This window comes from Terrabacter sp. NPDC000476 (assembly GCF_040300125.1).
Classification (GTDB): Bacteria; Actinomycetota; Actinomycetes; order Actinomycetales; family Dermatophilaceae; genus Terrabacter.
On sequence record NZ_JBEPDF010000001.1, the window covers coordinates 849,288 to 861,600 of the forward strand.

At 71.8% G+C, this 12,313-nt stretch carries 10 protein-coding genes; 4 read left to right on the top strand and 6 right to left on the bottom strand.

Annotated elements, in window-relative coordinates:
- Positions 1-20 precede the first annotated feature (20 nt).
- Positions 21-1,358, bottom strand: coding sequence for a glutamine synthetase family protein (locus ABT295_RS03945; protein ID WP_352393105.1), 1,338 nt, complete (start codon positions 1,356-1,358; stop codon positions 21-23).
- A 206-nt stretch (positions 1,359-1,564) separates the two neighbouring features.
- Positions 1,565-3,955 carry an immune inhibitor A domain-containing protein gene (locus ABT295_RS03950; protein ID WP_352393106.1) on the bottom strand — a complete coding sequence of 797 codons (2,391 nt, stop codon included), beginning with the start codon at positions 3,953-3,955 and terminating at the stop codon, positions 1,565-1,567.
- A gap of 277 nt (positions 3,956-4,232) precedes the next feature.
- Here ABT295_RS03950 and panB point away from each other — a divergent pair, with 277 nt between their 5' ends.
- A complete protein-coding gene (gene panB, locus ABT295_RS03955; RefSeq protein ID WP_352393107.1) occupies positions 4,233-5,114 on the top strand; it encodes a 3-methyl-2-oxobutanoate hydroxymethyltransferase in 882 nt (293 codons plus the stop codon).
- 115 nt (positions 5,115-5,229) lie between these two features.
- On the opposite strand, the gene ABT295_RS03960 is transcribed toward panB, so the two are convergent.
- The gene (locus ABT295_RS03960) at positions 5,230-5,433 is read right to left on the bottom strand and encodes a methionine aminopeptidase (RefSeq protein WP_352393108.1); all 204 of its coding nucleotides are present in this window, start codon (positions 5,431-5,433) and stop codon (positions 5,230-5,232) included.
- 79 nt (positions 5,434-5,512) lie between these two features.
- Here ABT295_RS03960 and map point away from each other — a divergent pair, with 79 nt between their 5' ends.
- Together map and ppgK are read left to right on the top strand one after the other, a co-directional pair.
- Positions 5,513-6,394, top strand: coding sequence for a type I methionyl aminopeptidase (map, locus tag ABT295_RS03965; RefSeq protein ID WP_352393109.1), 882 nt, complete (start codon positions 5,513-5,515; stop codon positions 6,392-6,394).
- Between the two features lie 120 nt (positions 6,395-6,514).
- Positions 6,515-7,273, top strand: a complete 759-nt coding sequence (ppgK, locus tag ABT295_RS03970; protein ID WP_352393110.1) for a polyphosphate--glucose phosphotransferase — start codon at positions 6,515-6,517, stop codon at positions 7,271-7,273.
- Between the two features lie 45 nt (positions 7,274-7,318).
- Here the strand turns inward: ppgK and ABT295_RS03975 are convergent, their stop codons facing one another.
- The 3 genes from ABT295_RS03975 to ABT295_RS03985 are packed head-to-tail and all read right to left on the bottom strand — an operon-like array spanning position 7,319 to position 10,366.
- Positions 7,319-8,887 carry a hypothetical protein gene (locus ABT295_RS03975; RefSeq protein ID WP_352393111.1) on the bottom strand — a complete coding sequence of 523 codons (1,569 nt, stop codon included), beginning with the start codon at positions 8,885-8,887 and terminating at the stop codon, positions 7,319-7,321.
- Complete coding sequence (locus tag ABT295_RS03980; protein ID WP_352394687.1) at positions 8,863-9,669, bottom strand: ABC transporter ATP-binding protein; 807 nt, start codon at positions 9,667-9,669, stop codon at positions 8,863-8,865. The genes ABT295_RS03975 and ABT295_RS03980 overlap by 25 nt, the downstream gene beginning before the upstream one ends.
- Before the next feature lie 43 nt (positions 9,670-9,712).
- On the bottom strand, positions 9,713-10,366 hold the full coding sequence (locus tag ABT295_RS03985) for an MBL fold metallo-hydrolase (RefSeq protein ID WP_352393112.1): 654 nt from the start codon (positions 10,364-10,366) through the stop codon (positions 9,713-9,715).
- 164 nt (positions 10,367-10,530) lie between these two features.
- Between ABT295_RS03985 and ABT295_RS03990 the strand changes: the two genes are divergently transcribed.
- A complete protein-coding gene (locus tag ABT295_RS03990) occupies positions 10,531-12,306 on the top strand; it encodes a hypothetical protein (RefSeq protein WP_352393113.1) in 1,776 nt (591 codons plus the stop codon).
- Positions 12,307-12,313: the final 7 nt, after the last annotated feature.

The following is a 12,313-nucleotide window of genomic DNA, read 5'->3' on the forward strand; positions in this document are numbered from 1 at the left end:
CCGGGTCGGGGGCGTCGTCGTCAGAGCCGCGGCAGGTAGCGCTCGAGCTCGAACCGGCTCACCTCGTGGCGGTAGTCGAGCCACTCCTGGCGCTTGTTGCGCAGGAAGAAGTCGAAGACGTGCTCGCCGAGCACGTCGGCGACGAGCTCGCTCTCCTCCATCACCTCGAGGGCACGCCCGAGCGAGGAGGGCAGCGGCTTGATGCCCATCGCGCGGCGCTCGCCGTCGGTGAGGCTCCACACGTCGTCCTCGGTCTCGGGCGGCAGCTCGTAGCCCTCCTCGATGCCCTTGAGCCCGGCGCCGAGCAGCACCGCGAAGGCGAGGTACGGGTTGCAGGCGGCGTCGAGCGAGCGCACCTCGACGCGCGTCGACTGGCCCTTGTTGGGCTTGTGCATCGGCACGCGCACGAGCGCCGAGCGGTTGTTGTGGCCCCACGTCAGGTGGGCAGGAGCCTCTCCCCCGCCCCAGAGGCGCTTGTAGGAGTTGACCCACTGGTTCGTCACGGCGGCGATCTCGGCGCCGTGGCGCAGCAGGCCGGCGATGAACTGCCTCCCGACCCGGCTCAGCTGGTAGGGCGCGCCGGCCTCGTAGAAGGCGTTCGAGTCGCCCTCGAAGAGCGAGAGGTGCGTGTGCATGCCGGAGCCCGGGTGCTCCGAGAACGGCTTCGGCATGAAGGTCGCGTAGATGCCCTGCGTCAGGGCGACCTCCTTGACGACCGTGCGGAAGGTCTGGATGTTGTCGGCGGTGCTCAGCGCGTCGGCGTAGCGCAGGTCGATCTCGTTCTGACCGGGCGCGCCCTCGTGGTGGCTGAACTCGACGCTGATGCCCATGTTCTCGAGCATCGTGATCGCGGCGCGGCGGAAGTCGTGCCCGGTGCCGTGCGGCACGTGGTCGAAGTAGCCGGCGTCGTCGACCGGGATCGGCCGCCCCTGCGGGTCTCGGCCCTGCTCGAGCAGGAAGAACTCGATCTCGGGGTGGGTGTAGAAGGTGAAGCCGAGGTCGGCGGCCTTGCCCAGCGCGCGCTGGAGCACGTGGCGCGGGTCGGCGAAGCTCGGCGTGCCGTCGGGCAGCTGGAGGTCGCAGAACATCCGGGCGGTGCCGGGCGGGTCGCCGCGCCACGGGAGGATCTGGAACGTCGAGGGGTCCGGTTTGGCGAGCATGTCGGCCTCGTAGACGCGGGCGAAGCCCTCGATGGCCGAGCCGTCGAAGCCGATGCCCTCGGCGAAGGCGCCCTCGAGCTCGGCCGGGGCGACGGCCACGGACTTCAGCTGCCCGAGCACGTCGGTGAACCACAGCCGGACGAATCGGATGTCGCGCTCTTCGATCGTGCGGAGCACGAACTCTTCCTGACGGTTCATGTGTCGATCCTGCCGCATCGGTGTTTCGCGCATGTCACGACACACGCGTTTCGGACGGGGTCGCCCGCCGACGTATGCCGTCCGGACCCACGGGTGGGGGCCGCGCCGGTCCGCGGGTGGGCACCGGGTACGGGCGCGGGCCCCCGGGGATGCTCTCCCCGGGGGCCCGCGCGTCGTGCGTGGAGCGTGTCAGCCGTTCCGGCGCCTCACGGGGCCGGGTTGGTGACGCGAACCGTCATGTTCTCGCCCTTGTGCGACGTCTTCGTGACCGTCATGGTCACGCCGGCGCCGGCCACTGCCGTCGAGCCCATCGGGTTCGCGGAGTCCCAGTAGCGCAGCGGGTCGGAGTCGTCGAAGGTCGGGATCGCCGGGCTCGACTTGACGTAGACGCCGTAGCCGTTGCGGTGGAAGGTCACCGCGTCGGTGCGCTCCTGGCCGAACGTCGCGTCGAACGGCTGGCGACGGTTGCCGAGCAGGACGGCGGAACCGCCGTTGGTGCCCGGGAACTTGATCGCCTTCGGACGGGCGTCGACCGGCAGGATGAGGCCGGCGCCGGGGTGGGCCGACGTGTTGTTGTTCGTCACCTCACCGTTGGAGAACCAGACGAGCAGGCCGTTCTGGTACGGGAACTTCTCGACCCAGTCGGGGCGCGTGTTGCTCCAGCCGAAGTTGTACGGGCCGGTCTTGAGCGTCTCGTCGTAGCCGGTGTAGGTCCGGTTCTCGGCGATGTAGTAGTCCTGCACCATGCGCGACGTCGTGCCGCTGGAGACCGTGAAGCCCTTCGCGACCCACGAGCCGGCACCCGACTCGACGTCGTCGACCGGGCCGGCCACGCCGTCCTTGGTCACCGTGACGTCGTCGATGAAGGCCTCGCTCGAGACGCCGCCGTCGGTCGAGACGCGGAAGCGGAACTGGACCGACTGGCCCTTGTAGGCCGAGAGGTCCCACGACTTCGTGGCCCAGGCGAACTTGCCGTCGATCGGGGAGCCGACCTGCGTCCACGTGGCACCACCGTCGGTGGAGACCTCGCCGTAGAGGAAGTCGTACTCCTTCTCGAGGTTGCCCTGGACCCAGGCGTCGACGGAGGCGGAGCTCGTGGCGCCGCTCAGGTCCACGGTGCGGGCCAGCGTCGAGTTGAGGTTGTCGCCGAAGCCGCTCCACCACTCGGCCGCACCGGAGTGCGGCGTGTTGCGCTTCGTGACCACGGAGCGCTCGGGCAGGGGAACGATCGTCGCCTGCGGCTTGACGCCGTAGGAGGTCTCCCACGTGCTCTTCTTGTCGAGCACGACCTTCGAGGCCGGGCCCAGGTCGACGTTCTTCTTCTGGCCGGGCTTGACCACGGCGTAGTCGAGCCAGCCGAGCTGCAGCTTCTCCCACGCGCCCATGTAGGACGGGCGGGTGCCGATGTCGGTGTTGCTCTTGCTCATCCACGAGCCGCCGCTCATGAGCGTCCAGTAGCCGGTGCCGTTGTCGCCACCGGCGGTGTCGTAGAGGTCGGGCAGGCCGAGGTCGTGGCCGAACTCGTGCGCGAAGACGCCGAGGCCGCCGTTCTCCGGCTCGGTGGTGTAGTCACCGATCCAGATGCCGGAGGTGCCGAGCTGCACACCACCGGCCTTGTTGTTCGACGGGCCGGTCTTGCCGGCGTTGTTCGAGTAGGCGTACCAGCGGTGCGACCAGATGGCGTCCTCGCCCTCGGCGCCGCCACCGGCCTCCTCGCCCTCACCGGCGTGGATCGCCTGGAAGTGGTCGATGTAGCCGTCGGGCTCGTTGAAGTCGCCGTCGCCGTCGTAGTCGTAGCGGTCGACCTTGTCGAACTGCGCGAGGTAGGTCTTGATCTGCGCGTCGGTCTTGCCGGCGGCCTTCTGCGCGTCGTACCACGCGGTCGCCGTGTCCTGGATGTAGCTCCAGTAGCCGTCGGCCTCGCTCGTGCCGTCGCCGTCCACGGGGTTGTGGCCGTAGCGGGCCTCGTTGTAGGGCACGGTGACCCAGTCGGAGACGTCGCCCTTGGCGAGGAAGCGGCCGTTGCTCTGCTTGAGGTAGAAGTCGCGGAACGAGTCCGTGGCCCCGAACATCATCTGCAGGTAGTGGTCGCGGTTGAAGTCCTTGAGCCAGTACGTGGAGTTGTTGTCGGTCGCGTTGCCGTCCCACTTGCGGTCGGGCGCCGGGATCGAGTTGTGCACCGGGCCCGCCGCGCCGCCCTGCGTCGGCTTCGTCTGGGTGCCGAAGTCGGTGAGGATCGTGAAGATGTCCTCCTCGCGGTCGACCGGGTAGTTCACGTACTTGGACTTGGCGACCGAACGGCCGTTCTTGTCCTTGGCCCGCGACTTCACCTCGATGACGCGGTTGCCGTTGATGGTGCGCGTGCTGGCCTCACCGGTCACGAGCTTGGTGATGGCGTCCTGCCGCTCGGTCGCAGCAGCCTCCGCCAGCGGGTTCGGCAGGTTGTCGTGCCGGGATGCCTGGTTCGCGGCGGGGTCTCCGCTCGTGGGGGCCTTGGCCACCGGCGTTGCCTGAGCCTGTGCCGGGGCGGTCAGGCCGGTGACGACGAGCGCCCCCACGGCCAACCCCGAGACAGCACTCCAATGACGCTTGTTCAAGATCAGTCCTCCTGGTCGCAGACGCCGTCCATCCGGCGCCATCCGTATGACAGCACAGATGTCAGGAGATATGACGCTGAGGCACAGGCGAATCGAAAAAAGTTGTGCTCCAAGGCAATTCGCGGCAAAGAACGTAAAAACTTCGTAAAGGTCGGGGCCTGGCCCTAGGCGTACGAGGTCCATTCGGGGTACTGCCAGAGACAAAGCGGACGTAAAGGCATTTACGCCCCTTCCGCCTCCCCCACCCCACGATCCGGGCCCCCGTTATGCTCGCCGGATGAGCGCTGACGCCCCCGAGGAAACCGCCCCCTACGGCAGCGGGAACCGCACGCCGGTCACGCCCGAGGGCGCCCCGAGCCCCCGTCGGGTGCGCATCCCCCACCTGCACGCGATGAAGGCCGAGGGCCGGCGCTGGGCGATGCTCACGGCATACGACATGTACGCCGCCCAGATCTTCGACGAGGCGGGCATCCCGGTGCTGCTCGTCGGCGACTCGGCCGGCAACAACGTGCTCGGTTACGAGACGACCGTGCCCGTCACCCTCGACGAGATGGTCCCGCTCGTCCGTTCCGTGGCGACCAGTGCGCGCCGCGCGCTCGTCGTCGCCGACCTGCCGTTCGGCTCCTACGGCGCGTCGGTCGAGCAGGGCTTCACCAGCGCGGTGCGCCTCATGAAGGAGGGCCTCGCCCACGCCGTCAAGCTCGAGGGCGGCCGCCCCATGGTGCCGCTCGTCCGGGCGCTCACGGACGCGGGCATCCCGGTCATGGCCCACCTCGGCTTCACGCCGCAGAGCGAGCACCAGCTCGGTGGCTACCGCGTGCAGGGACGCGGCGACGCCGCCGACGCGCTCGTCGACGAGGCGCGGGCCCTGCAGGACGCGGGCGCCTTCGCCGTCGTGCTCGAGATGGTGCCGACCCCCGTGGCCGCGCGCGTGACCGAGGCCCTCGCCATCCCGACCATCGGCATCGGCGCCGGCAACGCCACCGACGCGCAGGTGCTCGTGTGGAGCGACTTCGCCGGCCTGCGCAGCGGCAGGGCGCCGCGCTTCGTCAAGAAGTACGCCGACCTGCGCGGCACGCTCCTCGACGCCGCGCGCACGTATGCCGCCGAGGTCGAGTCCGGGGCCTTCCCCGACGCGAGCCACTCCTTCGACTCCTGACCCGCGGGCGCACCGGGACACTCCGACGGACCGCCACGACCGCGGCGCGCCACGCCCAGGGCGGTGGCGGATGCAGCGTCGTGGCGGTCCTTCGGGCCGGCGCCCAGACAGGTGCTCAGTCGGTGGTGGCGCTGCCGGCGGAGCCCCGCTCGTTCCAGTCGCGGTCCTCGGAGTCCCACTGCTCGGTCTTCTTGTGCGCCGTGTCGAGCGCGGCCCTGGCCTCGGCCTCGCTGGCGTACGGGCCGAGCACCTGCTCACCCCTGCTGCGGGTCTCGTCGGTCTCGACCTGACCCGTGTCGACGTTGTACCAGAAGCTCACGTGCGCTCTCCTTGTCGCCGGGTCCGCGTCGTGAACGCCCCTCTCGGACGGCACCCGCGGACGACCTAGACTCCACCGTATGCCGTTGCTCTCGCCGCGGGTGTCGCCGCACCCCCTCAGCCCACGCCGATTGGTGCCCGCCTCGATCGAGCGGCCGCACTACGTCGACGTGCCTAACCCGCGCGAGGACGGCGACGTGCACCTCAAGGACGCCGAGACCGTGGAGAAGATGCGGATCGCCTCGCGCATCGCGGCCACCGCCATGGTCGAGGCGTCGAAGGCCGTCGCGCCGGGGGTCACCACCGACGAGCTCGACGCGATCGCCCACGAGTACATGCTCGACCACGGCGCGTACCCCTCCCCCCTCGGCTACAAGGCGTTCCCGAAGTCGGTGTGCACCAGCGTCAACGAGGTGATCTGCCACGGCATCCCCGACGCCCGCCCCCTCGAGGACGGCGACATCGTCAACATCGACGTGACGGCCTACATCCACGGCGTGCACGGCGACACGGACGCCACCTACCTCGTCGGCGACGTCGACGAGGAGTCGCGGCTGCTCGTCGAGCGCACGCACGAGGCGATGATGCGCGGCATCCGCGCGGCCCGCCCGGGCCGCCAGATCAACGTCGTCGGCCGCGTCATCGAGAGCTACGCCAAGCGCTTCGGCTACGGCGTCGTGCGTGACTTCACGGGCCACGGCATCGGGCTCGAGTTCCACAACGGGCTCATCGTGCCGCACTACGACGCCGCGCCGCACTACGACACCGTCATCGAGCCGGGCATGACGTTCACCGTCGAGCCGATGCTCAACCTCGGCACGGCCGAGTGGGACATGTGGGACGACCGCTGGACCGTCGTGACCCGCGACGGGCGCCGCTCCGCCCAGTTCGAGCACACCATCCTCGTCACCGAGGACGGCTACGAGATCCTCACCCTCCCGGAGGGTGTCGCGGCCCCGTAGGCTTCGGCTGCGCCGCGCGGCGCAGCGAGCTCCGCGGTGCCGGCACGACCGACGGCATCGCGGCGGGCACGACAGCACGACAGCACGATCGACCACGTCCTCGACACGGAAGCAGGGACCATGGCCAAGCAGGGCACGCCCCTCGGCATCGACATCGGCGGCAGCGGCATCAAGGGCGCGCCCGTCGACCTCAAGAAGGGCGAGCTCGCCGGCAAGCGGCTCAAGATCCTGACGCCGAAGCCGGCCACCCCGGATGCCGTGGCCGAGGTCGTCGACCAGATCGTCGACCACTTCGCCGACGTGACGGGCGACTCCCCCATCGGCGTCACCGTGCCCGCCGTCGTCATCCGCGGCACCGTGCTCTCGGCCGCCAACATCGACCCGACGTGGATCGACACGGATGCCGAGGCGCTCATCCAGGAGCACACCGGGCGCTCGGTCACCGTCGTCAACGACGCCGACGCGGCCGGCCTCGCCGAGCTCTACTACGGCGCCGCGAAGGGCGTGCAGGGCCTCGTCATCCTCACGACGCTCGGCACGGGCATCGGCAGCGCCCTCATCCACGACGGGCGCCTCGTGCCGAACTCCGAGCTCGGCCACCTCGAGATCGACGGCTACGACGCCGAGGACCGCGCCGCGTCGTCCGTCAAGGACGCCGAGGACCTCTCGTGGGACGCCTACGCCGAGCGCCTGCAGACCTACTACGACACGATCGAGAAGCTCTTCTCGCCCGACCTCATCATCGTCGGCGGCGGCATCTCCAAGGACAGCGACGACTTCCTGCCGAAGCTGAGGCTGCGCTGCCCCATCGTGCCCGCCCAGCTGCGCAACCAGGCCGGCATCATCGGCGCCGCACACCTCGCGGTCGACCTCGCCTGAGCCGTCCGGCCGCTGACCCGGCCCGGGACCCGTTCCCGGGCCGGGTCAGCGCTGGAGAGCGGACAGCAGCTCGGGCGCGCGGCGGTCGTAGAGACGTGCGCCGAGCCACAGGCCCGCGAGACCGCCGACCGCTCCCAGGCAGGTGCCGACCGCACCCGTGAGCCAGACGAAGACGCCGCCGTCCTGCCAGGCGAACCAGGCGAGCACGAGGGTCGGCGCGGCCAGCACGGCCGTGCAGAGGCTCGCGAGCGACTGGGCGCCCAGGGTGATGCCGGCCGCGCCCGGGGGTGCGCTGAAGGGGCTCTCGCCCGACGCCGGCACCGGGTAGGGCAGCACGACGCTCATGACGCTCGAGACGCCGAAGCCGGCCCCGAGCACCCCGAGGGAGAGCCCGACCACGGCCGGCAGGAGGTCCCAGCGGCCGGCGAGCGCGACCCCGACACCGGCGTAGACCGGCAGCAGCACCGCGGCGAGCAGGGCGCCCGGCACGAGCCGCCCCACGCGGTCGTCACGACCCGAGAGCCCGGCGACGAGGTGCAGCCAGAGGGCATCACCCTCGTAGGCCACCGCGTTGTGCTCGCTCCAGCCGAGCAGGAAGGCGAGCAGGGGCGCCATGAGCAGCGGCGCCCAGGTGAGGTCGCCCGTCACGAACGGGATCAGCAGCACCAGCGGGAGCACCGGCGTCATCGCGAGGCTCACCTGGTAGCGCGGGTCACGGCGCCAGGAGGTGAGGGCCCGGGCGGCGACCGCCCCCCGCGGCGTGCCGGGCAGGCGCGCGAGGAGCCCGAGGTCGGCGCCCGTGGAGACCGACGCGTCGGACCGCGCTCCCCCGGTGGGGTTCTCGACCTGCTCACGGATGGCCGTCGCCCAGGCCCGCCCGACGAGGGCGAGCAGGGCGGCGGCGAGCAGCAGCCGCACGACCCCGGCGCCGACGTCGCCGGCCGCGACGTCACCCGCGGCGGCCCAGGCCCACCCGAGCGGCGTCCAGGCGACGACGCGCGCGGCCGTGGTCGCGAGCCCCACGAGGTCGCTGCCGAGGTTGCCCAAGAGGGAGAACGCGGGGCCCACGAGCACGAGCAGCAGCAGCCCGATGACGCCGACGGCATCACGGCCCTTGCGGCTGGAGATGATCCGGGTCATCCGGGCCGACACCCAGCGGCTCGTCGTCACGGCCGTGAGCAGACCCATCGCGACCCCGAGCACCGCTACCAGCGTCGAGGCGACGGTCTGCGACGAGCCGACGACGACACCGAGGCAGAGCACCGCCGAGGCGATGGCGGGCAGTCCGACGAGCGCCGCGGCGAGCAGGCCGAGGGCCAGGTCGCGGTGCGGGATCGCGAAGGTCGCGAAGCGCCCCGGGTCGAGGGTCGGGTCCGAGCCGAACGACAGGAGAGGCACCACGACCCACAGCACCGTCCCGGCCGCCCCGGCGAGGGGCACGACGACCCGCACGGCGTCGGGTGTCCCGCGCAGGGCGCCGAGGCCGACCGCCACGGCGACGACGAGGCCGGCGAAGTAGACGATGCCGATGACGGCCCCGACGGCCTGGGCCCGGCTGCGCCGGAAGGTGTTGCGCAGCAGCGCGAGCTTCAGTCGGACGAGGTGCGCAACCACGACAGCCCCACCACCTCGGTCGAGCCACCGACGAGGTCGACGAAGCGCTCCTCGAGCGACCGCCCGGCACGCACGTCGTCGAGCCCGCCGGCCGCGAGCACGGAACCGTCGGCGATGACCGCGACGTGCGAGCAGATGCGCTCGACGAGGTCCATGACGTGGCTCGAGAGCACGACGGTGCCCCCGGAGTCGACGAAGCCCGCGAGGATGCGCCGGATCGTCGCGGCGGAGACCGGGTCGACCGCCTCGAAGGGCTCGTCGAGGACGAGCACGCGCGGCGCGTGGACGAGCGCCGTCGCGAGCGTCACCTTCTTCGTCATGCCCGCCGAGTAGTCGACGACGAGCTTGCCCTGCGCCTCCGTGAGGCCGAGGGCCGCCACGAGCTCGGCGGCCCGCTCGGCGGCGAGGTCACGCGAGAGACCGCGCAGCAGGCCGGCATACGTGATGAGCTGGATGCCGGTGAGGCGGTCGAAGAGCTTGAGGCCGTCGGGCAGCACGCCGAGCAACCGCTTGGCGGCGAGGGGGTCGGCCCACACGTCGTGGCCCAGCACGAACGCCTGGCCCGCGTCGGGTCGCAGCAGGCCGGTGACCATCGAGAGCGTCGTCGTCTTGCCGGCACCGTTCGGCCCCACGAGGCCGAAGAACGACCCCCTCGGGACGTCGAGGTCGATGCCCTTGACGGCGATGACCTCGCCGAAGCGCTTGCCGAGCCCACGCACCGCGATGGCCGGACCATCGGCCGGAACACCCTGCGGCGCAGGCAGATCCGTCATCTTCGTCATGTCTCCCCCGCTCACGCCGTTGACCTCGCCGATGCCCGGGACGTCAGAACGTCGCCGACTCCGCGTCGCGCAGGGGCACGTAGGTCAGCCCGTCCACGCCGGAGAACTGCTCGACGTGGCCGGCATACATGCGGTGCCCCACCTCGCTCAGCAGGGCGTCGTGGATCGGGATGAAGACCCTGGGGGCGATCCGGCAGACGAAGGCGATCGAGTCGCGGCTCGCGGCCCATGGGGCGCTCAGCGGGTGGGCGAGCACGTCGACCGCCCCCGGCTCGCCGTCGTACGCGTCGCCGGGGTGGAAGATCGAGGGCTCCCCCTCGGCCCGGAGCACGACCCCGACGTTCGGGATGCGCGGCATGTCGGGGTGGTTGAAGGCGTGGAGCTCGCCGACCGGCGACACCGTGACGTCACCGACCGCGAAGTCCTCGCCGTGGCGGGTCGGCACCGCGTCCAGCCCCTCGGCCCGCAGCTTCTCGGCCGTCAACGGGTCGGTGTGCACGCTCGCCCGCGGGTTGTCGCGCAGTAGCGCCGCCACCCGCTCCGGGTCGAAGTGGTCGGCGTGGTTGTGGGTGACGAGCACCGCGTCGAGCTCGCGCAGCTGCTCGAAGCCCGCCGAGAAGGAGCCGGGGTCGACGAGGACACGGCGGTCGGCGAGCTCGACGAGCAGGCAGGCATGTCCGAGGTGAGTCACGCGCATGTCCTCACCTAACCACGACGGACGTCTGCGCCGGGCCGGGACACGGGCGGTCGCGAGCCGTCGGCGTGGCCGAAGGCCCTGACGGCCCCACGGGTGCGGTGACAGACTCGCGAGCAGGACGCGGCGCGACCCGGCGCCGCCCCGGGGCGCATCGGAGGCGACGCGTGGATCGTGCCGGACCTGACGACCTCACCCTGCTTCGGGCGCACGAGCCGGTCGTGCGCCTCACGAAGGGCGAGTACTTCGTGCCGGTCGCCGTCGACGCCTTCGTCGCGCACGCGAGCCTCGTGCGCGACGAGGCGGGCACGACCTCCGTGCTCGCGAGTCCCGGCGCCCTCGACCTCGACCTGCTCGCCGTGCTCGGGGCGCAGCACGACGGGCCCGGCCTGTCGCTGTCGGGCATCGCCGGGCCGAGCACGTGGGTCGACCGCCTGCGCCAGCTCCTGCCCGGCGCCCGGCCGAGCTTCCACGCCGGCAGCCGGCTCGCGCAGGTCGGCCTCCTCGGGCGCATGGTCGACACCCTGAGCCGCATCTCCCTGCTGCTGCGCGGCTCGGTGCCGGGTGGCAGCGCGGCGGCCGCCTACGCGGTGCAGGAGGCGCACCTGCACCCCGAGCAGCCCACGTACTACGGCCGCGTCGTGCGCGGTGACGCCTGGGTGGTCTGCCAGTACTGGTTCTTCTACGCGTTCAACAACTGGCGCTCCGGCTTCTCTGGGGTCAACGAGCACGAGGGCGACTGGGAGCAGGTGACGGTCTTCCTCGACGGCACCGGAGCGGTCGAGGACGACGGCCTGCCGCCGGCGCGGTGGGTCGTCTTCAGCGCGCACGACGAGACCGGCGACGACCTGCGACGGCGCTGGGACGACCCGGACCTCGAGCGGGTGGCGGGGCGGCACCCCGTGGTCCACGCGGGAGCCGGATCGCACTCCGGGGCCTACCTGCCCGGCGACTACCTCATCACCGTGGTGCCGCCCTCGTGGGGCGGGATCATCCCGGCCGCACGGCGCGCCGCCAAGCTCATCGCGCCGTGGGGCCGGGCCGCTCAGGGCAGCGGGCTCGGCATCCCCTACATCGACTACGCGCGCGGCGACGGTGCGGCGATCGGGCCCGGCACCGGCCGGGAGTGGCACCCCGTCGTCATCGACGACGACACCCCGTGGGTCCGCGACTACCGGGGCCTCTGGGGCCACGACACGAAGGACCGCCTCGGTGGTGAGCGCGGCCCGGCCGGCCCGCGCTACGAACGCTCGGCCACGGTGCGCGCCTCGTGGGGCGACCCCGTCGGGTGGGCCGCCCTGGCCAAGGTCGCGCCCGGCCCCGACGCCGAGGCGACGCTCGTCGCCGAACGCATCGGCGACATCGACGCCCAGCTGTCCGACATGGCCTCGCGATCCGACGAGCTCGCGCGCGACCTCGCCACGCGCGCGGCCGGCCTCGGGCCCGAAAGCCCCGACGTGCGCCGGCTGCGGCCCGCGGAGGACGAGCTGACGACCCTGCGGCTCGACGCCGTGCGGCTGCGCGACGAGCGCGCGCGGATGGAGCGCGTGCTCCGCGACGGGCTGCCCACGCCGTCGCCCCACGCGCACCTCTCCCACCGGCGCACCCCGATCGGGGCGAGCGAGCGCTCGCGCGACCGCCTGCTCGGCGCGTGGGCCGTCGTCAGCACCCCGATCGTGCTCTACCTCGTCGCCGGCTTCTTCAAGCCGCAGATGACCGACCGACCGCTCGGGGCGGTCGTGCTGCTCGCGGCGCTGCTCGGCGTCGAGGCGTTCACCCGCGGCTACTTCCTCGCGTATGCCGTGCGCGTCGCCGTCGTCATCGGCCTCGTCGCGCTCGCGGTGGCGTTCGCGGGCAGCTGGCAGCCCGTGACGTACTGGACCCTCGTCGGGGCGGCGGTGCTGATCCTCGTCGTCAACCTCAAGGACGCCCTCCGTCCCTGAGACGGGG

What these genes read in the sequence shown, in the direction of transcription:
- ABT295_RS03945 (WP_352393105.1), bottom strand. Translation starts at nt 1,358, where the DNA reads ATGAACCGTCAGGAAGAGTTCGTGCTCCGCACGATCGAAGAGCGCGAC.
- panB (WP_352393107.1), top strand. Translation starts at nt 4,233, where the DNA reads ATGAGCGCTGACGCCCCCGAGGAAACCGCCCCCTACGGCAGCGGGAAC.
- map (WP_352393109.1), top strand. Translation starts at nt 5,513, where the DNA reads ATGCCGTTGCTCTCGCCGCGGGTGTCGCCGCACCCCCTCAGCCCACGC.
- ppgK (WP_352393110.1), top strand. Translation starts at nt 6,515, where the DNA reads ATGGCCAAGCAGGGCACGCCCCTCGGCATCGACATCGGCGGCAGCGGC.
- ABT295_RS03980 (WP_352394687.1), bottom strand. Translation starts at nt 9,669, where the DNA reads ATGACGAAGATGACGGATCTGCCTGCGCCGCAGGGTGTTCCGGCCGAT.
- ABT295_RS03985 (WP_352393112.1), bottom strand. Translation starts at nt 10,366, where the DNA reads ATGCGCGTGACTCACCTCGGACATGCCTGCCTGCTCGTCGAGCTCGCC.